Source organism: Clostridium senegalense (assembly GCF_018916625.1).
In the GTDB taxonomy this organism is placed as follows: Bacteria; Bacillota; Clostridia; order Clostridiales; family Clostridiaceae; genus Clostridium_J; species Clostridium_J senegalense.
Genome location: NZ_JAHLNC010000002.1, coordinates 305150 through 330603, shown reverse-complemented (window position 1 = coordinate 330603; position 25454 = coordinate 305150). Strand labels below are relative to the sequence as shown.

Here is a 25454-nt window from a genome sequence, read left to right as displayed (position 1 = left end):
CTCTATCGTTTTAGTTTGTTTCAATTAAATATTTCCAATATCTTTTAGGCATTTGCCTATGCTGAAGCTTTGGATTTTTCCTGCTTTGTATAGAAGCAGAAGTATAGTAAGCTTTCCATAAATCTTCGAAGAACATATCATTAATTTTGTTTGCTAATTCATAATTTGTTTTACTAAAAAAATCTATAAAATATTTTTCGCCATTATATATAAGTGCTAATTCTCTTTTAATATCATGTATTATAAAACTTTGATTTTTAAATCTATGAGTAAAATGAGAGGCTATAAGAATTAAAATATTATTATCAGGTTCTATAGAAGCATAAAATTTATTATTACCTAAATCTTTAAAACGTACAAAGCCAGTAAAACGATGAGCTTCTAATTTTACATTTCTAGAAATCTTAGAAATTTTTAAGATAGTATCATTATTTAAGTACATATCTACATCTTTTTTAAATTTAAAAGCTAATCTTATATAATTGTGCAGTATCCAATATTTTTCTTCATCATTGCTAAGAAATACATGCATAATATTTTTTATTGTTTCATTAGTAAAAGTATTTTCCATTGCAGTATAAACTTTTGAAGATTTATCTAAGTCAGTAATTATATTTATAAAACTATCTATAAGATTCGGAATGTAATTTGTGGTTACTATGATGTTATTAGGTTTAATATCATCATAATAACTATGATAGATGCAAGTCAAAAAGCCTTCAAAAGACCCATCAAAAATATATATGTTCATAAACAATTCACCTACCATTTTTTATTGCTTTAAATTTGACCAGTTATTATTTTAACTTTATCTTCAGAATTAGGTATACTAGGTAACTTTGAAAATAAAGAAAGTTGCTCATAATTATCATTTTTTATTATTTGATTTTCTTTTAAAACTAATCTGTTTTCAATTTTTTCTTTATCAAGATCAACATCACCATAATACTTTCCCTTACAAGTTATAAAATATTGAGCTCTTTTTAAAACAATTCCTAATTTTTTTAAATCATGAAAATCTAAAAATCCAACTTTTCTTGTTAAAATTATTCGTTTAGCAGATTTTATACCTATACCTGGAACCCTTAAAAGAAGTTCATAAGGTGCAGTATTTATCTCTACGGGAAATAAATAAAGATTATTAAGTGCATAGAAAGTTTTAGGATCTAGTTTATCATGAAAATTAGGATTATCTTTATTAAGAATTTCATCTGCTTTAAACCCATAAAAACGCAAAAGCCAATCTGCTTGATAAAGCCTATTTTCTCTTATAAGTGGTGGTTCTTTTATATTAGGGAGATTTGGTGTTTGATTAACAGGTACATATGCAGAATAATAAACTCTTTTTAAATTATAGCCTTTATATAAATTTTCACAAAGTTTTAGAATATCATAATCATTATCATTGGTAGCACCAACAATAAGCTGTGTACTTTGACCACCGGGAACGAATTTGGGAGCATTCTTAAATAATTTGCTATTTTCTTTTGAATGAATTATTTGCTTTTTTATAAGAGACATAGGTTTTAATATGCTATCCTTATTCTTTTGAGGTGCTAGAAGCTTTAATCCTTGAGAAGATGGAAGCTCTATATTAACGCTCATTCTATCAGCATATAAACCTGTTTCTTCAATTAATTTTTCATCAGCACCAGGAATAGCTTTAACATGAATGTATCCATTAAATTTATGAGTAATTCGTAATGTTTTAGTGACCTTTAATAATAATTCCATAGTATAATTTACATTTTGGATAATAGCAGAGCTTAAAAACAAACCTTCTATATAATTTCTTTTATAAAAATTCATAGTTAAGTCAACTACTTCATCAGGGGTAAAAAAAGCTCTAGGAATGTCATTACTAATTCTATTTATACAATAAGCACAGTCATAAATACAATAATTAGTTAAAAGAATTTTTAAAAGTGAAACACATCTTCCATCAGGAGTAAATGTATGACAAATTCCATTTGTACTGCAATTTCCAAGTCCGTTATTAATATTCTTTCTTTTACTTCCACTTGAAGAACAAGAAACATCATATTTAGCAGCATCACTAAGTATTTTTAACTTATCTAAAATTTCCAAATAAAATCACCACCGTATAAATACTATTAATTACAATTATAACTATATTATTAAATTCTGTGTTTTAAAATCAAATTATTATACCAATAACAAAAATAAATTTCAAATATTTTTAAAGTAAAATTAGGGTTATTTAGGAAGGGGATAAAAATACAAATATATTTTAATCAAACTAGTATTAAAAATAAAACATTATACAAACTAATTAGTAAAGGTATAAAGAAAGGATGATTTTTATGGCAAATAATGTTTTAGAAATTATTAAAAATAGAAAAAGTGTAAGAAGCTTTACTAATGAATTGGTTTGTGATGAAAAAATAAAAGAAATTTTGGAATGTGGAATGGCAGCACCATCAGCAATGAATACTAATTGTGTAGAATTTATAGTAGTAAAAAACAAAGAAACAATGAATAAGCTTCCACAAATGCTAGAAGACTGTGCAGCTGCAGTTGTTGTTTGTGCAGATGTAGAAAAACAAAACAAGGAAGCGTATTGGCTTCAAGATTGTGCAGCAGCTATGGAAAATATGTTGTTAGCAATTGAGGCTTTAGAACTAGGTGGAGTGTGGATAGCAATTTATCCAGAAGAAGAAAGAATGAAAACTGCTTGTAGATTATTAAATGTTCCTAATCACATAAAACCAGTAGCTATAGTAGCTTTAGGGTATGAAAATGAAAAAGAAAAGTTAAAATATAATTATGAAGAAAAGAAAATTCACTCAGAAAAATGGATTTAATTCTTTACTATAAATTTAAATGACACATTTTTATTAATTTTGCTATAATTATTATATAGTTATAGCAATTTTTATTAAATAGAAAAGGAGAATAAATGAGAGTTGAATATATTTCATATATAGATAAACTTCCAGTAGATGTGTCTTTGGTTAATGTTGGTGAATATCCTATTCATTGGCATAAATCTTTAGAAATTTTATTTGTATTAAAAGGAAAAATAAATGTAACTATTGAATCCGAAACATATGAAGTTGAAGAAAAAGAAATTGAAATAATAAATTCAGAAGAAGCACATATGATATTTAGTGATGATGAAGATAATAAAGTCTTAATGTTTCACATTGATTTAAAATTCTTTGAAAAGTTTTATGATGATATGGAAAATATATTTTTCTATGTTAATTCATCAGATGAAGGAGTACAGAATGAAGAAAAGTACGATATAATTAGAAGATATTTATCTATGGTTCTTTGTGAATTAGTTCAAAGGCAAGATGATTATGATGAGTTTATAGAAGAAAATTTAATAGAACTTATATATCATCTTATAAATAATTTTCATTATCTTATGTATGAAAAAGAAGAAATAAAGGATAATGAAGAACAACTTCAAAGATATCATAGAATAGCAAAATATATATATAATAATTATAATAATAAAATAAGTCTTCAAGACATAGCACAAAAGGAATTTTTAAGTACTCATTATCTTTCACATGAAATTAAAAATACTATGGGACTTAGCTTTAAAGACTTTGTAAACTTAGTTAGAGTTGAAGAATCTTTAAAATTATTGTTAGATACAGATATGACTATTTCTGATATATCTGAAGAAGTAGGATTTTCACATAGTAGATATTATAATAAACATTTTAAAAAGCATTATAACTTAACACCAAAGCAGTATAGAAAAAAATATAAAATTGATGATAAAGATTTAGAGAAAATAAAGAAAATACAATTCTTAGAGATAAATAATGAAACTTTAGAAAGTATATCAGATTACTTAGAGGATTATGAAAGATATAATTATGAAGAAAAAATTATAAGATTAAATATTGATATGTCACAAAATCAAGGAGATTTTGAACATTTTTATAAAGAAGTTATATATTTAGGACATGGCCATGATTTATTAAAAGAAAGCTTTAGAAAATATATAACTGATATACAAAAAAATATAACCTTTCAGTATGGTAAACTTACAAAATTATTTTCGAAACATCTTGGAATATTTGAAAATAGTGAATTTATAAATTTTATGTATCTTAAACAAGTAATGGATTTTATATTAGATTTAGAATTAAGACCATTTATAGTAATTGAAAAAGAAAATTTTGAAGATGAAAATTTAATTTATATGTTGAAAGCATTTATTAAATTTTTTACAGAGGAGTATGGAAATTATGAATTTAAGAAATGGAGATTTCAAATTCATAATTCTATTGAAGAGGATTTAAAAGAAAAAATAATAGATTTATTTACTAATCAGTATAGCTTGCAATTAGAAGAAAATCTATATTTTGAAAATAAAAATATAAATCCAATATATGATACTTCTTATATGCTACCTTATATAATAAATAAAATTGTAATGAAAAAAGAGTCTGTTTTCATGAAGGTAGTTGATGTTATTCAAAAGGAAACTAGTTTCCATAGTCAATTGTTTATGGGAGACAGAGGAATGATGAATGGTTTCGGTATAAAAAAGCCGTCATATTATGCCTATTATTTACTAAGTCTATTAGGTGATACATTAATATGCTATGGAGAAGGCTATATAGTTACTTCTAGTGGTGATGATTATCAAATATTACTATATACCTATAGTGAAGAATTAGAAAAGTTAGTAGATATAAAGGAGTTTAATAAAAAAAGAGGTAGCAAAAATGTAAAAGAGAAAAAATTCTTTTTAAATATAACTAATTTATACTATGATTATAGAATGACTTTTTATGAAATAGGAGAGAAAAAGGGTTCTGCATTTAATTATTGGTTAAATTTAGGTAAACCAAATTTGATTGAAGAAGATGAAATAGAACTTTTAAGAAAATCAGCATTTCCTGAAATAAAATTTAATTATGCTAAAAAAACTAATGTATTTCATATAGCTCCTATGATAGATGGGTATGGATCAACATTAATTTTGCTAAGAAAAGTACAAAAGCACCCTTTTTAATGTGCTTTTGTACTTTTTTGTTGAATAAAATTTAATTAAAAGTCCTTAAAAATGTACTTTTTATAGAGCATATCAATGAGTGCAGGTGTTGTTTTGTACATATATAATAGTAATATAGGAAAAAATACTTATGATTTTTTATTAAAAAGTACAAAATGATGAATTTAAAATAGAGAATTATATAAAAAATATGAGGTGGATAAAATGGGATTTGACAACAGGATGTTTGCTGAAGGGAAAGTTGGAAAAATACTTTTAAAATTCGCAGTACCAGCAATTATATCTTTGTTTGTATCAGAGCTTTATAACATGGTTGATACGTTTTACGTAGGAAGGTATGTTGGTGCTAATGCCATAGGAGCCCTTACCATAGCATTCCCAGTTCAAAGATTATTAATATCAATTGGACTGCTAATAGCTATAGGAGCCTCTACAGCAGTAGCAAGGTCTTTAGGAGAAAATGATTATAATAAATTAAAACAAACTATAAATAATGCATTCATATTAACAATAATGTTACTTATTATTGTACCTATCACAGTATTCATATTTAAAGAGCATATAATAACTAAACTAGGAGCCAGTGAGGCTATATATCCATATGCTGAAAGTTATATAAGTATTGTATTGATTGGTGGGTTATTCCAATCTTTAACGGTAGTTGCTTGTTACATTATGACAGCCTTAGGAAACACTAAAATAACATTGGTTGCAACATCTATAGGAGCTATTTGTAATACAATAATAGATTATATATTTGTAGTGAGCTTATCAATGGGAGTTAAAGGTGCGGCAATTTCTACAGTTATATCACAAATAATAGCATTTTTATTTATGGTATATAAATTTTCAAGAGTGAAAAAAGCATTAAATCTTAAATTGAAATTTGAATTTAATTTTAACATAACAAAAGCAATAGTTGCTATTGGATTTTCAACATTTATAGTAGAGATTTCAGATGCTGTAGTAGCAGTGCTATTAAATAATTTAGTATCTGTACATGGTGGTGATTCTGCAATAATAATTGTTGGTGTTGTAAGTAGATTATCAATGTTCTTATTTATAACTGTTATAGGAATAAGTTCTGCTATGCAACCAATTGCAGCATATAACTATGGAGCCAAAAATTATAAAAGATTAAAAGAAATAGTTAAAAAAGCTATATATGCTGTATCTGTTACATCAACTATATTGTGGGCATTAATGATGATATTTACAAGACCTATAATAGGAAGTTTTCTTCAAGATCAAAGTTTATTAAATGAAGCAGTAAAGGCTTTTAGAATGTGTATAGCAGTATTCCCAGTAGTAGGATTATATTATGTAGCTATATATTTCTATCAATCTATAGAAGAAGCAAAATCAAGTTTAATACTTTCTGTATATAGACAATTAATATTATTTATTCCAATAGTTATAGTATTAGTTAATTTAATTGGAGTAAGTGGTGCTTGGATAGCGTTCCCTATAAGTGATTTGATTTCAGCAGTAACTGGTTTTTATTATATAAAGAAAGCTGGTACACTTTTAGAATCAGAAAGAGAAGCTTATATAAGAGAAAAAGAAACTTTGAATTTTTCATAATTTAGCAATTAACATGTGCAACTTAGATTCTTTGAATTTAATTTTTAAATTCTTCCTTTGCAAAAATTTAGTAGCTAGCACCTGCTAAATTTAATTTAAAAAGAATATAAGGCTGTACATTTAAAAATGAAAAATCTCTATAAACAATTTAAAAACTGTTTATAGGGATTTTTTAATTGTTAAATATTTAAATTATTAACTAGATTAGTTATAATTAATAGTCCATTAGGAGTATTTAGATTTTCTTTAAAAATAGGCAAATTTAAAGGGGCTATAGTGAATATAAAGAAAGATAGAACTATTATTAGGAGTAATATAATTCCTAAGCCATTTATATTAGGATAAATAGTTTTGCTAGAAGTAATCTTGTAATTAATTATTCCCCATATTATACAAGCTACTATATATATCAGAATATCTATAAAAAGAATAGATTTTCCTGTGAAGCTAGTATATATATAAAATAAGATAGGAATTACAATCATAGTTGAAAGTGAAGCTAAAGCTTTAGCAAAGAAATAATTCTTAGCATAATCTTTTACAAATTTATATTCAAAAATAATATAGAATATAGAAGCAAAGACTGCCATTTTTAGATGTTCCCAAACACTTTCATTTATAGGTGAAAAAAGACCTACAATTGGATTGTTATTAGACAATTTATAAGTAAAGTGAAGCAAAGAACCTACTATAATTATAAATATAACTCCTATAATAGTAGATTTTAAAAGTTTATTGTTTTTACTTTCATATAACATATAAAATCTCCTTAAATATATTTTAAAATGATAAAATAGTCTTTTACATAGTAAAGGTATGCATTATATATTGTTTTTATGATTTAAATTAAATTTTATATATGTTAGAATATATAATTAAAATATTGTTTATTCTGAAATTTGAGGTGGAAATAATGAATATTATTGTGGCTGTAGATGAAAATTATGGAATAGGATGTAAAGGAAATCTTCTTGCAAATATAAAAGAAGATTTAAAGTTTTTTAAAGATACAACTATAGAAAAAGTTGTTGTTATGGGCAGAAAGACTAGAGAGTCTCTACCTAATATGGAGCCATTAAAAAATAGGATAAATATAGTCTTTACAAAGCAAAATAATTATAAAGCAGAAGGTTTTTTTATAGTAAGTTCTTTAGAAGAATTATTTTTAACTTTAAAAGAGTATAATAGTGATGATGTATTTTGTATTGGAGGAGAAAGTATATATAATTTATTAGCGCCCTATTGTAATTATGCATATGTTACTAAAATATATGAAAAATATAATAGTGACAAGAAATTTTTTGACATAGATAATAATGAAAATTGGAAACTCATAAGAAGAGGAAAGACTATCACATCTAAAGAAAACAACATAAAATTCAACTTTAATATCTATGAAAATAATGATGTAAAATATGAACTTTAATTATATATAAAATCAACATGGAGTTAAACGTATTGATAACTAGTAAAGGTTAGCTAAAATAAACTTTAACATTTAATGAATGTATAAATTAAAATTCAAGATTGGAAGTTTATAAAAGTAATATTTCAATTTTTAGGAGGTGGATAAAATTGGAAAATTGGGAAGAAAAAAGACAATTTATAGAAGTAAATAACTTTGCTCAACAAGGTAAAGAAACAGATAGAAGAATAAGTGAAGAAAATCATAAGGGAAATTATTTTTCATTGAGGGATGAATTTGCAAAGGATAGAGATAGAATAATATTTTCAAGGGCTTTTAGAAGACTTGAACATAAGGCACAAATATATAGTCATCAAAAAGGTGATCATTTTAGAACTAGATTGACTCATACTTTAGAAGTTGCTCAAATAGCAAGGAAAATAGCAAGAAATTTAAATCTCAATGAAGCATTGGCGGAAGCTATTGCACTTGGGCATGATATAGGTCATACTCCTTTTGGGCATCAAGGAGAGCGAACATTAGATGATTTAATGATTGGCAAAGATACTTTGTCAAATAGAATATACCCATCTATAAATTATGGTGGTTTTAAGCATAACTTTCATTCTCTAAAAATATTGGATGAGTTAGAAGTTAAATTTAAGGAAACTAGAGGTATGAATTTAACTTGGCAAGTTATGGAAGGGATTTTAAAACATACTAAAACTAAACGGAATGGAAATAACTGGCCACTTAATAGGTTTATTCAAGATGAGATGTTCTTGAAAGAGTGTATGGAACTTCCTTTTTCTTTTACGTTAGAAGGACAAATTGTAAATGTTAGTGATGAAATTGCACAAAGACAACATGATATAGATGATGGAGTAAAAGATAATGATTTAAATATAAGTTATGAATCTATTGCTATAAAAATATATAAGAAGGTAAATGAAATATTAGATCATTATGAAAAAAACAAAGCTTTCAATTATATATCTAAAGATAGTATAGAAATTCTAATAATCTTAAAAAATAATATAAAAGAAAACTTAGCATTAGATAGAATTAATAGAAGTATTTTCAATGCTAAGGAAATCAATAATGTTGAAAACTCTATGACTATATTAGAAAACATATATAATAATGATTTTGATAAGAGTTTTGGCGAAAATGGAGATATAAAGGATTATAGTGAGAGTTTTAAAATTAATCAATTAACAAGAGATGTTATAGATTTTTTTATAACAGATGTAACAACAAATTCTATGAACAATATATTGAAAAAAGGGTTTAATGTAAAAGCTGAAAGTAATAATAGAATCTATTTTAAAGAAAAATTAGTTGACTTTTCTTATTATGGAAAACAACTAGATGAAGCTATTGAAGAGTATATAAAAGCTAAAATTTTAAATTCTTATAATGTTAATAGATTTGATGGAAATTCTAGATATATAATTAAACAACTATTTAAAGCATATTATGCAAATCCAAGACAAATGCCAAAGCATAATTTAGAAAGACTTCAAAGCAATGTAAAAAAAATATGTAGTGATATATATAATGTTAAAATTTTGTTTAATGGAAAAAAGATAGAAATAAAAAATATTAGTTTTAACAACGATAAAAAAGGCATAATAGAATCTTATACTAATCTTTTAAAATTTAAATTAGAGAAGATGGATTTATTAGATTTTAATGATAATGTCATAGATAATAAGCAAAATTTGATAGAAGAAATTGCAAATTTTAAAATAGAAGAAACAAATTTAGAAAATCTTACTGAGAAGGAAAGATATATTTACACATTAAAGGAACTTAGATACTATTATTTATCAACCATATGTGATTATATAGCTGGAATGACAGATAATTATGCTATAGATGAATTTAAAAAATTATATAATGGGATTAATATATAAGTCATCTTTAAAAAATGAATGAGTCAGGATGTTAGGTTATTTTGTGTTATACTGTGTCAACAGAACACTTAGGTAGTACTACTATCTGTGGAATCTATTTCATTGTCTAACTTAAAATATACTTCTCATCTTTGACTTATTATTTATTTTAAAATGTGTAAAAAAAATAAAAACTTAGTTTAGGCTAAGTTTTTATTTTTTAAATTTAATAAAAAGTATTAAGTATAAAAGTTAAAAGTATAAAATTATATAAAAGGTCATACTTAGTAATTTCAAAGTTAAATTAAATGAATGTTAGCAAAAGAAATTTTGATTATAGCTTTTAATATAGGGATATTAAAAATAAAAACTATAAATTTGAATTTTTATAGTTAAGCTATAAAATTTTATAAAACCTTACAATAAGAATGGTGATTAATTATTAACTTTAAAATTGAAAAGTAATTAAGTATGACCATAAAGGGCAATTAAAATTAAAATTGAATATTTATATTCTGAATAAAATAAAAATGAAAAAAGTTAAAATTCAGAAAATTTAAATTTCAATTATTATTATATCAGTATCTAAATTGATAGTAAATATAGAAATTTTTAACATTATTATTTAAAAGTTAATAAGTTGTAAAATATAAATAAAATCCATTAATATTGTTAAAAAATAGCAGTATTGATTAAAAAAAATTATAAAATTTTAACAAAACTAATGGAAAAAAATAATAAAAATATACCATGAATTACTAGTATAAAATAAAATTATGATAAAATCTGAATAAAAAAATATATTTTATCCATAAAATAATATCAAATAATGCATATGAAAGAAAATAATAGCTCAAAATAGATGTATAACTGATTTATTATTTAATTGAATATGCTAACTCAAAGGAGGAGTTAATAGTGAAAGACTTTATGAATGTAATCACTACAGTTGTTCATATCTTTATAGTTGGAACATTCGTCTCTGGAAAAGATTTAGCTCTTTCAATTGAAAAAGAAAACAATGTTTTAAAATAATAAAATATTTATTTAATAATGGAGTTGAAATAAAAAAATGTTTATATAAAAATATATTTAAATTTATCTAAAATGTAATTTATAAAATAACATCAGAGGTTATTTTAGATATAGTAATAATTATATTATTTAAAAATGTTATTACTATATTACAATACTATAAAGATATGAAAATGGTGATTTTAATATTTAAAATCACCATTTTTCACAATTAAAATTATTTTTATGATAGTTGAATATAATTGGTATTATTTATAATATATATTTATTGAATCATATAAAACAATTTATTGTAATTATATTTGATTTATTAAGATATTAAAAATTTGGGGGAATTAAATGAATAGATATTTAAGGTTAGAAATATCAACAGAAGATAAAATAGGAATAACTTTTAAAGTTTTAGAGAAAATATACTTAGCTAATATTAATTTAATATCTTTAGAAGTTTTTCCTAACAGATTATATTTAAAAATAGAAAAGATAGAATATAATGAAATCTTAAAGCTCATGAAAAATATAAAGACAATTGAAGAAGTATCAGAAATAAAAACTATAGAACTTTTAAATTATGAGCAAAATGAAAAAAGGTTAAGAGCAATAATAGATGCAGTAGATGATGGAATTTTGGTTATAGATAAAAATTATAATATAGAATTATTTAATAGTTATTGTGAAAATATATTTAATTACAAAAAAGATGAGGTAATTGGTAAATCTTTTGAAAAAGTAATTAAAAATAATAAATCTATAATTAATTTAATAAAGCATGGAAATGAATATACAAATATAAATACAACTAGTGAAAATAATAGAGGAAAAGCTTGTTATATAACAACAGGTAGAGCTATTTGGGATGATGATGAAAAGGTAGTAGGTGCAGTTTGTTCTATAAAAGATATGAAAAAAGCTATAGAGATGGCAAAGGTTGTTTGTCATACTCGAGAAGGAGCATTTAAGGACATAGTTGGAACAAGTAAAGTTATAGAAGAAACTAAATCAGTAGTGGAACTTGTTGCAAAAGGAAGTTCTACAGTACTTATAAGAGGTGAAAGTGGAACTGGAAAAGAATTATTTGCAAAAGCTATACATAACTTGAGTGGTAGAAAAGAAAATCCATTTGTAGTTATAAATTGTGCAGCGTTACCTGATTCGCTAATGGAAAGTGAGCTTTTTGGATATGAAAAAGGAAGTTTTACAGGAGCATTAAATAATGGAAAAGATGGCTTAATAAAAAATGCAAATAATGGAACATTATTTTTAGATGAAGTTGGAGAACTATCTCCTATTTTGCAAGCAAAGCTTCTTAGAGTTCTTCAAGATGGAAAGGTAAGAAAAATAGGTGGAACAAAAGAAGAAAAAGTAAATGTCAGAATAATATGTGCTACAAATAGAAATCTAGAAGCAATGATAAAGGAAAAGAAGTTTAGAGAAGATTTATATTATAGATTAAATGTAATTCCATTATTTATTCCACCATTAAGAGAAAGAAAAGAGGATATACCTTATTTGACCAAATATTTTATTGAATTTTTAAATCATAGAATAAACAAAAGTATTAAATATGCTAATAATGAATTTATAAATGAATTATTAAAATATGATTGGCCTGGAAATATAAGAGAACTTAAAAATGTAATAGAGCGTGCTATAAATTTATGTTCTAATGATATTTTAACATTAGAATGTTTATTGTTTGATAATAAAGTATTTTTTGAAAGAATAAATAATATAGAAGTTGATGATGAAAAAACTCTTAAAGAAGTGGTAGAAAAAGTAGAGAGAGATGTAATATTAAGAACTTTGAAAAAGGAAAAATCTATAAGGGCAGCATCAAGGAAATTAAATGTTACTCATGGAACAATTATAAATAAGATAAAGAAATATAATATAAAATGGTAAAAATATTGACCTACGGTTATAAAAATGACCACTATTTGGTCATTTTTATAACCGTTACCTGTTTTATTATATTTATAAGTTATTAAATTATTGATGTTGAAAACTTATTATTAAGAGCTTAGTAGTGATTAATAGCTAAATTGGCTTAGCTATCTAAACGAATTATATTGATATTTAAATATTTGGCATAAAAGTTGCTCTACTAATAATAAAATAATAAAAATAAAATACATAAGAACCTGAGTATTTATATTTTTAAATTTGTTAGGAGGATAAATATGAGCAATGAAAATTTAAAAAATATGGGATTTGCTACTAAAGCTATACATGGAGGAAATATGAAAAATGCCTTTGGTGCATTATCAACTCCAATATTTCAAACTTCTACTTTTGTATTTGATGATGCAGAACAAGGTGGAAGACGATTTGCATTAGAAGAAGATGGATATATATATAGTAGATTAGGAAATCCAACAAATACTGTGTTAGAAGATAAATTGGCGTTATTAGAAGGTGGAGAAGCTGCAATGTCTATGAGCTCTGGTATAGGCGCTATAACTTCTGCTATTTGGTCAATTGTAGAAGCTGGTGATCATATAGTAGCAGCAAAAACTTTATACGGATGTACTTTTGCATTTTTAAATCATGGTATAACAAAATTTGGTGTTGAAGTTACTTTCGTAGATGCAACTAATCCAGAAAATATAAAAAATGCTATGAAAGATAATACAAAATTAGTTTATATAGAAACTCCAGCAAATCCAAATTTAGCTTTAGTAGATATAAAAGCAACAGCTGAAATAGCACATTCTAAAGAAAATTGTATGTTAATGGTAGATAATACATTTTGCACTCCGTATATACAAAGACCTTTAGAATTAGGTGCAGATGTAGTTATTCATTCAGGAACTAAATTTTTAAATGGACATGGAGATGTAGTTTGTGGTTTTGTAGTAGGAAATGCAGAATTCATACAAAAAGTAAGATTATTTGGGGTTAAAGACATGACTGGATCATCAATGAGTCCATTTGATGCTTATTTAGTAATAAGAGGAATGAAAACACTTCCTATAAGAATGGAAAAGCATTGCTGCAATGCTATTAAGGTAGCAGAGTTTTTAGAAAAACATAAAGCAGTAGAACGAGTTTATTATCCAGGATTAAAATCATTTCCTCAATATGAGTTAGGAAAAGAACAAATGTCATTATCAGGAGCTATAATAGCATTTGAAATTAAGGGTGATTTGGAAGATGGTAAAAAAGTTATAAATAATACTAAACTTTGTGCACTTGCAGTAAGTTTAGGTGATGCTGAGACACTAATACAACATCCAGCTTCAATGACACATTCACCATATACTCCAGAAGAGAGAGAAGAAGCTGGAATAAAAGATAATTTAATAAGACTTGCAGTAGGTCTTGAAAATGCGGAAGATATAATAGATGACTTAGATAAAGCTCTAAATAGTATATTATAGGAACTAAATACAAAAGGTTGTGTTAAAATATTTTAGCACAACCTTTTTAAATAGAAAAAATTATATAAGTTCATGGTTAAATTTTTTATTTTTTAATATTAATATAGTAAATAGAGAAATTAGTACTAATCCTTTTAATATACTTGTTATACTAATTGTCCACCAAACACCATTTAGTCCAAAAAAATTAGGATTGGATAATAAATATGCAAAAGGTACCCTTAAACCAGTTAGAATTATGCTAATTAGTGATGGTAATAATGTTTTTCCAAGACCATTAAAAGCGCCTGTAGTAGTTATTTCTATACACATAAATAATTGAGAAACACCAAGTATTTGTAAATACACAATACCCATAGATACAGCCTCAGGTTCATTTATGAAAAATTTAAATATAGGTTCTGCACCTAAAACAAGTAATGCTGTTGCAAATATACCAATTATAGAAACTAATTTTATGGCTACTTTATAACCTTCAATAATACGATTATATTGTTTTGCACCATAGTTTTGTCCTATGAATGCACTTATAGCTGTAGAAAAACCACCAGCTGTCATCCAAGATATAGATTCAATTTGGGAGCCAACTTTTTGAACTGCAATAGCAGTGTCGCCATGAAAAGCTATTATTCGTCCAATCATCATTGAAAATGAACAAAACAAACCATTTTGCAATGCTACAGGAAGACTAAGTTTTATAATTTTTCTACTATATGCTAAATCTAATTTAGAAATAATATTTATTTTAAATAGATAAGAATTTTGACGTTTTATATGAATTAGAAATAGTATAGTAACAGATAATTGAGATAAAATTGTAGCAAGGGCAGCACCAAGTACCCCAAGAGAAGGTATTGGACCTAATCCGAATATTAGTAAAGGATCTAAAACTATATTAAATATAAGACCTACAGTATTGATAGTAAAAGGAATTTTACTATCTCCAGAGCCGTTAAAAATACCTGTTAAAACTGGGTTTATAAAATTAAAAACCATTCCAAGTGCAATAACGAATAAATAAGTTTCAGCCATACTTATTACATTTTGGCTGTTTAATTTAAAGAATCCAATAAGTGAACTTTTAAATATAATTAGAAAAAACATATAGAATACCGCAAATATTATAGTAAGTTGAATTGCACTTTTAGTATAGTTTTGAGCATCTTTTATGTTATTTTTTCCATAAGATTGAGATATAGATATTTCAGCTCCACTTTTAGAAAGTATCATAAGTGATTGCCCAAGCCAATTAAAAAAGCCGGCAGTACCAACAGCTGCAACAGCTAAACTGCCCATTCGACCTATCCAAATCATATCAATCATATTATAAGCCATTTGAATAAATGATGTACCCATAATTGGAATAGCAAGTGCAACTAAAGAATCTGTAATTTTACCATTAATTAAATCAATTTTTTTATTCAATAAAATCCCCCTTCTTTTCTCTAAAAAATTGTGAACAATTATCTAAATATATTAGTAAATATAAAAAAATACGATAATATATATATTAATATAAAAATTTGTTTAATGTAAATTAGCAATATATTTTTTATAGTTATAATTTTATAACCTTAGAATAATATAGCATACTAATATTCTTGTTTCTATATTATTTTAAAATACTTTTTGATTTATAGGGTTCCAAGTTGAACATTAAAGTTATACATTCAAAAACTTGGATGCCTAAAATAGTGAGATATGCTCCGAGTCACTTAGAATTCAACACTGTATCTTGTATAAAATATTTTAAGGTCATTAAATAAATCTAAATTGGAGCTTGTTTCCCTATATCTATCAACAAAATTTGCATTTAAAATAAATCATATACTTTTTAAATTATATTTATATAGATTAAGTTTTCACTTAAGATATATAATAATTATTTAAATATAATATTATTAAATTAAGTGGTAGTATTTTTGGAGGGAGTCAAATGTTAGGGAAAAATAAAAAGTTATTACAACAGATAGAAGAAAATAACAAAAGAATAGAAAATCTTAAAAAAGAAAATAATATTTTAGAATCTTTATGTAAAGCTACATCAAATATGTTTTGGATAAAAGATTTAGATAATAATTTAATATACTGGACTAAAGGTATGGAAGAATTAACAGGTTTAGATAAGAACAGAGCTAAAGAAGAATTAAATGAAAATTTGAAAGATAAAAATGGCGTTCATTTAAGTAATTTAATTAATACTTCCAAGTTATATGATAATAATGGTAATGAAGTAGGAATTTTAAATGAGATAAGAGAATCAATAAATTTAGACGGAATAATAGATATAGTTGAAAATAATTCTAGTAAAATAGATGGTTTTTCATCGCATATAAAGATGTCTATGAAAAATATATCAGAGGTATCAAATAAAATAAAAACTCAATCTAATGATATATTAGAAGAATCTAAGAGTGGATTAAAAACAGCTCAAAAAGTTTATGAACAAACAGAAAGTTGCACAAAATTTGGACATGAAGTTAAAGAAAATATTGAATCAATAAATATTTCTATGAAAAAATCTGTAGATAAAATTAACGATTTGAAAAGTAAATCAGAGCTTATAGTGGATATATTAACTACTATACAGGGGATAGCATCTCAAACAAATTTATTAGCACTTAACGCTTCAATAGAGGCAGCAAGAGCAGGTGAATCTGGTAGAGGGTTTGCTGTTGTTGCAGAAGAAATAAGAAAATTAGCAGAAGTATCTCAGGAGTCAACTAAGGAAATAAAAGAAACTATAGATGCAATAATAGATATTGTTCAAAGCACTGTGGAATTTATAGAAAAGACAGATACTGATCTTTTAGCAGGAGCAAATGGAGTGAACAAACTTTTAGAACTAATTAAAGGTATAGAAAATGCATCTGAAATTATGCTAAATTCTATGGAGAAAATAGAAAAGGTATCCATAGAAAGCTCTAAAATAAATATTGATCAAAATAATTCGTTAACAGAAATTGCAGCAGTAAGTGAAGAATTTAATAATATGTCTAGAGATATAGGAGAAAATATAAAAAATGAAATCTTGAATATTCCTCAGTAAAAGTTAGTAGAAAATCTATTAAAACTATAATGTAAAATTTGCAAATTAATTTATAAAATATTAAGATTAAAATGTGAGGTGATGTATGATGAAATATACTGAAAAATTAGAAATAGCTTTAGAAAATCTTCAAGGTAAGGGTGCATTTCTAACAGTTAAAGATGGTGAAAAAGTAAACACTATGACAATAGGTTGGGGCCAAATGGGATACATGTGGAAAAAACCTATATTTATGGTTATGGTGAGAAAAAGTAGACATACTTATAATTTAATGGAAAAAGCAACAGAGTTTACTGTAAGTATTCCAGTAGATGATTCAATGAAAAATGAATTGATTTTCTGTGGAACAAAATCAGGAAGAGATTTTGATAAAATAAAAGAATGTAATTTAAAATTAGAAAAAGGTAAAACTGTAGATACTCCATTAATATCAGGATGTAAATTACAATATGAATGCAAAATTCTTTATAAACATGAAATGGATAAAAGTATGTTAGATAAAGAAATAGATGAAAAAGTTTATAGTGATAATGACTATCATGTATTATATTATGGAGAAATATTAGACTGTTATGAACTTTAGTATAAGATTCTAAAGAGTTTATAACTAAATATAAAGGATTTGGCTAAAGAAAATTTAGAACCATTTCCTTTTATATATTATCAATATTTACAAAGTAGGTTATTTATAATATAATGGTTAAAGTTGTTAAATATTTTAGAATTTAAGAATATTTATCATAAGGGAGTAGCTGACAACTTTGGTTGTATCAAGGTCAACATACTGGTTTTAACCTGGCTTTGGATTAAATAGTGAGACTTATGTATAATGCAAAATTTAATTTTGTATTATACATGGGTCTTTTTTTATTAATGGATTAAATAAGTTTTTAGTTTAAAAAAAGTAGTAATTGCAAAAAGTAAAAAGGAATTTAAAAGAAAGTGTTAAATAAGAATAATTTGGTATTTAGTTATCAAAAATATTATATAAATAAAATATGGAGGATTTTTTATGAGTATTATATCTATTTTTTTGACAGCATTAGCTCTTGCAATGGACGCATTTGCTGTTTCTTTAAGTATTGGAATGAAATCTAAAAATGAAAGGATTAAGAATGGATTAAAAGCAGGATTATATTTTGGAATATTTCAAGGTGCTATGCCTCTTATAGGATGGCTATTAGGAATTAAGTTTACTAATTATATAGTAAAATTTGATCATTGGATAGCATTCATTTTGCTAGCCATAATTGGTGGTAAGATGATTTATGAAGCTATAAAAGGCGAAGAAAGTGATATAACTAGTGATTTAAGTGTAAAAGTTATGACAATATTAGCAATAGCCACTAGCATAGATGCATTAGCAGTAGGTGTAAGTTTTGCATTTTTAAATGTTAGCATAGTATTAGCTGCAAGCTCTATAGCTATAATTACATTTATAGCATGTTTTATAGGAGTTTTTATTGGGCAGAAGCTAGGGGATGTTTTAGGTGGTAAAGCTGAATTTCTAGGTGGAATTATATTAATTCTTATAGGTGCTAAAATTCTTTTAGAGCATTTAGGAATATTATAAAAGATTTTAAAATAAGTTTTAGCAAAAGGATGTGTTATTAAGTAACAAAATGAACTTATTTTGGATATATTAAAAGTGAATAGTAATTTAAATTAGGAGTAAATATGAGTTATACAACTAAAAGACAACCACAGGGTAAAGCTAAATGTTATGAAAATATACTTAGAGAGGTATTAATAGCAGAGCTTGTAGCAATTGACGATTATACTAACACTCTTGCTTATAGTGACATAAAAGAACTTAATAATGTAATTGAGCACATCTTAGAAGAAGAAAAAGAGCATTATGGAATGATACTTTATCTATTAAGAAAAGTTGATAGAGAAGAGTATGAAATGTATAAACGTGTATTAAAAAAAGATGAGTTTAATGAAAAACCTTTTAGAATTCAAAATGGTGATAACAAAAAAGATAAAAGAACAATACTTAATACCATAAGGGAAGATATCAAAGGAGAGTTTGAAGCAGTTGTATTGTATGAAGATTTACTTGATGAAATACCAGATAGAGAAGGAAAAAATATTTTGCATAAAATAATATTGGATGAAAAAGAACATGCTGAAGAGCTTACTCAAGTATTGCTAAAAATTGATAAAGATAAATATGGACCAATAAGCGATTAATATCTATAAAAGGTGTATTAAGGTGATTAAATCATTTTAATACACCTTTTCTTTAAATTAGGATAAAGGTTTTTATTTGAAATGAAAAATATTAAATATATAATAAATAATATAGAACTATTTAATTATAAAAGATTAATAATAGAATTATTTGTAAAGTGATATTGTAGATGGAAAAAATTAAAATTTTCTTATTTGATAAATTTAATTTGGAATTTTATATAGGGAAACAAGTTCAAATATAAATTTATTCATGAAATTTTTGTTATCAGTGGAGAAAAATAAGTGCAAATATATTTAGTTAAGAATTACTAGCATCAAAGTGAATAGTAATAGCCACAACTATTAACTATTTACTCTTAACTAAAATAATCTGTTAGTTATTGATAAAATATTAATTCGAGTTTTCTCATTTTATAAATGAATAAGTTTAAAATTTAATTTGAAACCCTATATAAGCTAAAATTAAAACTTAAAACTATATAGAAAGTAAAAGTTAGAAACTAAAGTGAGGAGTAAATATGAGTAATATATTTAAAAAAAGTTATAAAATAAAATTTTATGAGACAGATTTTACACAAAAGATAAAAACACATTCAATAATAAATTACATGCAAGAAACATCAAGTTTACATTCTGAAATTTTAGGAGATGGATACGAGGCTTTAGGAAAAAAAGGTATGTATTGGGTAGTATCTAGAATAAAATTAGATATGATAAAGTATCCTAAATGGAATGAAGAGATAACTATAGAGACTTGGCCTAGTGGATTAGATAGAATGTTTTTTTTAAGATCCTTTAGAATATATGGTGAAAACAATGAACATCTAGGTGATATTGATGCAGCATATTTGTTAATAGACAAAAAATCACCACTACCATATAAACCTAAAGAAGAAGATATTCCATATGAAGTTATAAAAGAAAGATTTAAGCCATATAAAAGAATAAACAAAATTAGATTTAATAAAGAGGAAGGAGAACTTATTGGAAAAAGAAAAGTAAGATATAATGATATAGATTTAAATAACCATGTAAATAATGCAAAGTATGTGGAATGGGTAGAGGATTGTTTTAAAACAGAAGACTTTAAGGAAAAAAGAATAAGTAGTATTCAGGTGAATTTTATAAAAGAAGCTAAAGAAGGTCAAAAAATATTTTTTTACAAATATGATGTAAAAGAAGAAAAAAATAGTTATTATATACAAGGAAAAAATAAGGAAACAGATGTTGAATTATTCCAAGCAAAAATTAGTTTTAAAAATATGTAAAAACTATTGAATTTTTTGTTGGAACGTTGTATTCTTATTAAGGTCTTTTAAATAAAAGATATTTAAATTTAAAAATCATAGTCTGGAAATGGGAGGGAGTAGATTTGAAAGGTTTTACTAATGTTACTTTTTTTTATAATAACGTAAAATTTAGCGAGCCATATTTAGATAACACTTATAGAAAAAATTTGGAAAATGGCAAGTATGTAATGGAAAATAAATTGATAAGTTATCAGGAAACAGTAAAGGCCCTGGCCACAACAGATAATGATGAGGATTTGGTTGTATATAATTTTTCAAAGGATTATTTTGAAAATATTAAGGAAGCTAAAAAGCCATATAATTATTCAAAAAAGAAGCTTAGAATAAACAAAAGTATAGATAAAATAATGAAAAGTTTTTCTTATATAAATGAAGAATATAATAATAGCTTATACAAATTATTATTGTTAAGTATTATATCTTTATTAAATTGTATAATTTCAACAAAAGAAAATAATATTATTATGACTAATACATTAAATCTAATTATAATTTGGATGAGTTTTATTATAATGGAGTGTTGGGGTAATAATAAAAGTGAAAAATCAATAAAAGATAATATTTGATAAAAGAGCCTTTTAAGATAATAAAATATTTTAAAAGGCATTTTTTTATTGAAAATAAATTTTATATAAAAAATATAAATGAATTATAGTCTTTAATAGCAAAAAATAATAAGTTATTGAAAAAAATAGATTTTTTAGGTATATTCAAAGGTGATAATACAAAATAAATGGAGGGATTACAATGAAATATACATATAAAACTAAAGGATGTTGTGCAACTCAAATAAATTTTGAAGTTGAAGGAAATATTATAAAAGAAGTTGAATTTATACAAGGTTGTCGTGGTAACACACAAGGAATAGCAAGGTTATTAGTAGGCATGGAGGTAGAAGAAGCTATAAAAAGGTTAAAAGGTATACCTTGTAGAGGGGAAACATCTTGTCCAGACCAGTTGGCATTAGCATTAGAAGAATTAGTATTAAATAAATAAGAAAAAAGAATGTCTTAAATAACTTTTAAGACATTCTTTTTTATTGATTTTAAATTATAAATAAATGTATTATTAAAGTTTATAATCCATACATTCAATTTTAAAGAATGATTTAGGATATTTACACAGTGGACATATTTCAGGAGCGTTATTTCCTCCGTGAATGTATCCACAATTCATACATTGCCAATTTTGAACTTTATCAGGACTATTAAACATTGTTCCAGATACTATTCTGTCATATAAATCTTTGAATCGTTCTTGATGGAATTCTTCCACTTCTTGTAGTTCTTTATAAAAGTTTGCTATTTCAATAAAGCCTTCACGTCTAGCAGTTTCTTCAAACTCTTTATAAAGATAAGAAAATTCTTCAGTTTCGCCCTCAATTGCATCTTTTAAATTTTGAGCAGTGTTTTTTATTTGTTTTAAAGCATTTTTATAAACAAATCTACTATGTGCTCTTTCATTTCCAGCAGTTTCTTCAAATACTTGTGCTACGTAATTATAGCCTTCTTCTAGAGCTTTTTCTGCATAAAGCATATATTTATTACTGGCTCTAGATTCACCAGAAAAAGTTTTTAAAAGATTTTTTTCTGTTTCACTACCGGATAAGGAAGTCATTTCATTTTGTCTATATTTCATTTTAAATCCTCCTAATTCTCTATCCAATAATAAAATATGCAACTATATGTAAAAATGATACATATATGTAAAAAGTATAGAGTTGAATTACTCTATACTTTAAAATAAATATGAAAATTTTAATTAAATTATTATTCTTTGTTCATTATTACCATCGTACCATAATAGTACCAAAGACAATCATCACAATATGGTAAATCACTTTCAATTATAAACTGTCCATCTGCAGGAAGTTTATTATATAATCGTTTACTTCCATCTTTAAATCTACATTCTACAGTACGTAATCGTTTAAATAATTCATTAGCATCATCGTATGAAATAGGCTTTATAATTCTCCAATTATCTTTCAAACTAATATTTTCTTGTTTAGATGATTTGATTTTTCTTTGAATAATAAATTTTTCATCACCTTTAAGTTCTAAAGTATGACCATATTCATTTATTGCAATATAAGTTGGATTGTAATATAAAGTTTTAAGTGCTTCCATTGTGTTCAAATTATTCTCCATTAAAACGCCCCCTTTTTTAATAAGAATATTTTTAAATTAATAATATTATATTATGTAAAACAAAAAAGAGTGTTAATAAGTAGTAAAATAATGTTAAATAATGAAGAAATAAATATGAAAAATATGATTTAATTAAAAAAATATAAAAATAACATTAAAAATTGAATTTAAAATTAAAATAAAACTTAAATAGTTAAAAATTTGTTGCCAAATAAAATATGTAATGGTTTAAATAAATGGATAAAATCAACTGTAAATCAAAAATCTTTAAAATTTAAAAATTTAAAAGATTAAAAAAGTTCTATGTTAAAATTTGTAATATATTTTTATTTAATGTATAATATTGTAGTAAATAAGATTAGGGTTCGGAGGATTTATGAAAGGTAAATGTAGTGCAAAATACATACTAATGATAATATTAATATCATTATTTACTACAATTTCTTATAGTGTTTATGCAAATGTAAACAAAAATGTAGATAAAGATACTCAAAAAAAAATACTTATTATTAATTCATACCATTTTGATGAAACTTGGGAAGCACAAATTTTTTCTGGCATTAAAGAAGGTTTAAGTAAAGAACTTAAGAATGTGGAGTATAATTTTGAATACTTGGATAGTAAAAGGAATGCATTAGATTTAAACGAAGTAAAGAAAAATTTCACTTCAAAGTTTAAAAATCAAAATTATGATTTAATTGTAGTATGCAATGATGAAGCACTTATGGTATTAAATCAAATTTATGATGAAATCTTTTTAGACACACCTGTGGTATATACTAGCATTAATAAACAAGACTTAAAATTAGGAGAGAATCTGGAAGAACATTCAGTAGGAGTTCGTGAGCAATTTTTAATATCAAATGCTATTTCTTTTGTGTTTAAAACACATAATGATATTAAAACAATGAACTTTATGTTAGATAACACAGTAACTTCAAAAATATTTGCAGAGGAAATAAAAAAACTACAATCTAAATATGATAATTGTAAATTTAATATAATTCAATGTGATTATATAAATGAAGCATTAGAAAAGACTGAAGGAAATGAGAAAAATAGTGTTAATTTTATGTATGGTGTATATAAAGATGAAAATGGACAAATAATTGATAGAGATACAATATCTACTATTGTTTATTATCATACTAAAAGAGAACTTTATACTTGGAGTGAGTCATGGTTAAATTCAGTAGTTGTAGGTGGGCCTATAATTGAAGGATGTAAAATTGGAGAGCTAACTGGAGATTTATGTTATAGAATACTTAATAATGAAGATGTTAATACAATGTATGATATAAGTAATTCTAGTTTTAAATATGTATTTTATTATGAGGCGTTGAATAATTTTTCTATAAATATGAAAAATTTATCTAGTAATTCAGTAGTATTAAATCATCCATCAGTATTAAAAAAAATACCAATGGAACTTAAGGCTACAATAATATTAATTATCGCTATACTGACATTATTAATAATAATATTATTGCTTAGGATTGAATATAAGAATAAGTTGTATAAGCAAGCGCTAGAATATGAAAATTTACGAACTGAGTTTTTTGCAAATATTTCTCATGAATTAAGAACCCCATTAAATATAATATTAAGTACACTTCAATTAAATGATATGCATTTAAAAAATGGAGAGATAGTATATAAAAATGATGCTATTTATAAAAGGATGGATGCATTAAAACAAAATAGTAGAAGATTATTAAAGCTTATAAATAATTTAATAGATATAACTAAAATAGATGCAGGATATTTCGCACTTCAATATGAAAATATTAATGTAGTTGAAGTGGTTGAGGATATAACAATGTCAGCAGCTAATTATATTGAACGAAAAAATATAAATCTGACATTTGACACTGAGGTAGAGGAAAAAATAGGGTGTTTTGATCAAGATAAAATAGAAAGAGTTATGCTAAATCTTTTATCAAACGCTATAAAGTTTACTCCACAAGGTGGAGATATATTTGTAAATATATATGATGAAGATAAATGGATAAAAATAACAGTTAAGGATACAGGAATAGGAATACCTAAGGATAAGCAGCAGATAATATTTGAACGGTTTAGGCAAGTAGAAAATTTATTAACTAGAAATCAAGAAGGAAGTGGTATAGGACTTTCTTTAACAAAGTCACTAATTGAAATGCATGATGGAGAACTGGAAGTAAAAAGTGAAATTGGACAAGGTAGTGAATTTATAATAAGACTTCCTATTAAAGAATGCAATAGAAAGTGTATAGTTGATAAAAATACTATAAATAATCCACAAGAAAAAATAAACCTAGAATTTTCAGATATATATGATGATTAAAATATGCTTTGACAATAAAGTATATTAGGTATATAATTTTAAATATCTCATATATTCAACAAATCACTTATTAATAATTGGTTTGGAATGAAAACTCTTATAAGCATTTTTGT

General features: G+C 24.6%; 21 protein-coding genes. 15 read left to right on the top strand and 6 right to left on the bottom strand.

Annotated elements, in window-relative coordinates; translation table 11 throughout:
* Positions 1-10: 10 nt before the first annotated feature.
* Both KQI36_RS06730 and KQI36_RS06725 read right to left on the bottom strand, forming a co-directional pair.
* Positions 11-751, bottom strand: coding sequence for a TIGR03915 family putative DNA repair protein (locus KQI36_RS06730; protein ID WP_216450236.1), 741 nt, complete (start codon positions 749-751; stop codon positions 11-13).
* Between the two features lie 29 nt (positions 752-780).
* A complete protein-coding gene (locus tag KQI36_RS06725; protein WP_216450235.1) occupies positions 781-2088 on the bottom strand; it encodes a putative DNA modification/repair radical SAM protein in 1308 nt (435 codons plus the stop codon).
* A gap of 236 nt (positions 2089-2324) precedes the next feature.
* Here KQI36_RS06725 and KQI36_RS06720 point away from each other — a divergent pair, with 236 nt between their 5' ends.
* The 3 genes from KQI36_RS06720 to KQI36_RS06710 all read left to right on the top strand — a co-directional run bounded on the left by KQI36_RS06720 (position 2325) and on the right by KQI36_RS06710 (position 6589).
* Positions 2325-2825 carry a nitroreductase family protein gene (locus KQI36_RS06720; RefSeq protein ID WP_216450234.1) on the top strand — a complete coding sequence of 167 codons (501 nt, stop codon included), beginning with the start codon at positions 2325-2327 and terminating at the stop codon, positions 2823-2825.
* Between the two features lie 95 nt (positions 2826-2920).
* A complete protein-coding gene (locus KQI36_RS06715) occupies positions 2921-5005 on the top strand; it encodes a helix-turn-helix domain-containing protein (RefSeq protein WP_216450233.1) in 2085 nt (694 codons plus the stop codon).
* 204 nt (positions 5006-5209) lie between these two features.
* Complete coding sequence (locus KQI36_RS06710; protein ID WP_216450232.1) at positions 5210-6589, top strand: MATE family efflux transporter; 1380 nt, start codon at positions 5210-5212, stop codon at positions 6587-6589.
* A 179-nt stretch (positions 6590-6768) separates the two neighbouring features.
* Here KQI36_RS06710 and KQI36_RS06705 read toward each other — a convergent pair whose 3' ends face one another.
* Complete coding sequence (locus tag KQI36_RS06705) at positions 6769-7347, bottom strand: DUF6512 family protein (RefSeq protein WP_216450231.1); 579 nt, start codon at positions 7345-7347, stop codon at positions 6769-6771.
* A gap of 155 nt (positions 7348-7502) precedes the next feature.
* On the opposite strand from KQI36_RS06705, the gene KQI36_RS06700 reads away from it, so the two are divergent.
* The 4 genes from KQI36_RS06700 to megL all read left to right on the top strand — a co-directional run bounded on the left by KQI36_RS06700 (position 7503) and on the right by megL (position 14307).
* Positions 7503-8015, top strand: coding sequence for a dihydrofolate reductase (locus KQI36_RS06700; RefSeq protein ID WP_216450230.1), 513 nt, complete (start codon positions 7503-7505; stop codon positions 8013-8015).
* 149 nt (positions 8016-8164) lie between these two features.
* Positions 8165-9913, top strand: a complete 1749-nt coding sequence (locus KQI36_RS06695; protein ID WP_244991508.1) for a deoxyguanosinetriphosphate triphosphohydrolase family protein — start codon at positions 8165-8167, stop codon at positions 9911-9913.
* 1353 nt (positions 9914-11266) lie between these two features.
* Entirely contained in the window at positions 11267-12829 is a 1563-nt protein-coding gene (locus KQI36_RS06690; RefSeq protein ID WP_216450229.1) for a sigma 54-interacting transcriptional regulator, read from the top strand.
* A 278-nt stretch (positions 12830-13107) separates the two neighbouring features.
* Positions 13108-14307, top strand: a complete 1200-nt coding sequence (gene megL, locus KQI36_RS06685) for a methionine gamma-lyase (protein WP_010294487.1) — start codon at positions 13108-13110, stop codon at positions 14305-14307.
* Between the two features lie 60 nt (positions 14308-14367).
* Here the strand turns inward: megL and KQI36_RS06680 are convergent, their stop codons facing one another.
* Positions 14368-15732: an MATE family efflux transporter gene (locus KQI36_RS06680; protein ID WP_216450228.1), complete on the bottom strand. Its 1365-nt coding sequence runs from the start codon at positions 15730-15732 to the stop codon at positions 14368-14370.
* 511 nt (positions 15733-16243) lie between these two features.
* On the opposite strand from KQI36_RS06680, the gene KQI36_RS06675 reads away from it, so the two are divergent.
* The 7 genes from KQI36_RS06675 (at position 16244) to KQI36_RS06645 (ending at position 21861) form a co-directional block, all read left to right on the top strand.
* On the top strand, positions 16244-17356 hold the full coding sequence (locus tag KQI36_RS06675) for a methyl-accepting chemotaxis protein (protein WP_216450227.1): 1113 nt from the start codon (positions 16244-16246) through the stop codon (positions 17354-17356).
* An 88-nt stretch (positions 17357-17444) separates the two neighbouring features.
* Positions 17445-17939, top strand: a complete 495-nt coding sequence (locus tag KQI36_RS06670) for a flavin reductase family protein (protein WP_216450371.1) — start codon at positions 17445-17447, stop codon at positions 17937-17939.
* Positions 17940-18368: 429 nt separating this feature from the next.
* Positions 18369-18929, top strand: coding sequence for a manganese efflux pump MntP (locus KQI36_RS06665; RefSeq protein WP_010294483.1), 561 nt, complete (start codon positions 18369-18371; stop codon positions 18927-18929).
* A gap of 104 nt (positions 18930-19033) precedes the next feature.
* The gene (locus KQI36_RS06660) at positions 19034-19552 is read left to right on the top strand and encodes a ferritin family protein (RefSeq protein WP_216450226.1); all 519 of its coding nucleotides are present in this window, start codon (positions 19034-19036) and stop codon (positions 19550-19552) included.
* A 521-nt stretch (positions 19553-20073) separates the two neighbouring features.
* Positions 20074-20823, top strand: a complete 750-nt coding sequence (locus KQI36_RS06655; RefSeq protein ID WP_010294479.1) for an acyl-[acyl-carrier-protein] thioesterase — start codon at positions 20074-20076, stop codon at positions 20821-20823.
* Positions 20824-20927: 104 nt separating this feature from the next.
* Positions 20928-21431, top strand: a complete 504-nt coding sequence (locus KQI36_RS06650) for a hypothetical protein (RefSeq protein WP_216450225.1) — start codon at positions 20928-20930, stop codon at positions 21429-21431.
* A gap of 181 nt (positions 21432-21612) precedes the next feature.
* On the top strand, positions 21613-21861 hold the full coding sequence (locus KQI36_RS06645) for a TIGR03905 family TSCPD domain-containing protein (RefSeq protein ID WP_010294477.1): 249 nt from the start codon (positions 21613-21615) through the stop codon (positions 21859-21861).
* Positions 21862-21933: 72 nt separating this feature from the next.
* On the opposite strand, the gene KQI36_RS06640 is transcribed toward KQI36_RS06645, so the two are convergent.
* Positions 21934-22503: a rubrerythrin family protein gene (locus tag KQI36_RS06640; protein WP_244991507.1), complete on the bottom strand. Its 570-nt coding sequence runs from the start codon at positions 22501-22503 to the stop codon at positions 21934-21936.
* A gap of 131 nt (positions 22504-22634) precedes the next feature.
* A complete protein-coding gene (locus KQI36_RS06635) occupies positions 22635-23015 on the bottom strand; it encodes a hypothetical protein (RefSeq protein ID WP_216450224.1) in 381 nt (126 codons plus the stop codon).
* A gap of 376 nt (positions 23016-23391) precedes the next feature.
* Here KQI36_RS06635 and KQI36_RS06630 point away from each other — a divergent pair, with 376 nt between their 5' ends.
* Positions 23392-25341 carry a sensor histidine kinase gene (locus KQI36_RS06630; protein WP_216450223.1) on the top strand — a complete coding sequence of 650 codons (1950 nt, stop codon included), beginning with the start codon at positions 23392-23394 and terminating at the stop codon, positions 25339-25341.
* The last annotated feature ends 113 nt before the right edge of the window (positions 25342-25454 follow it).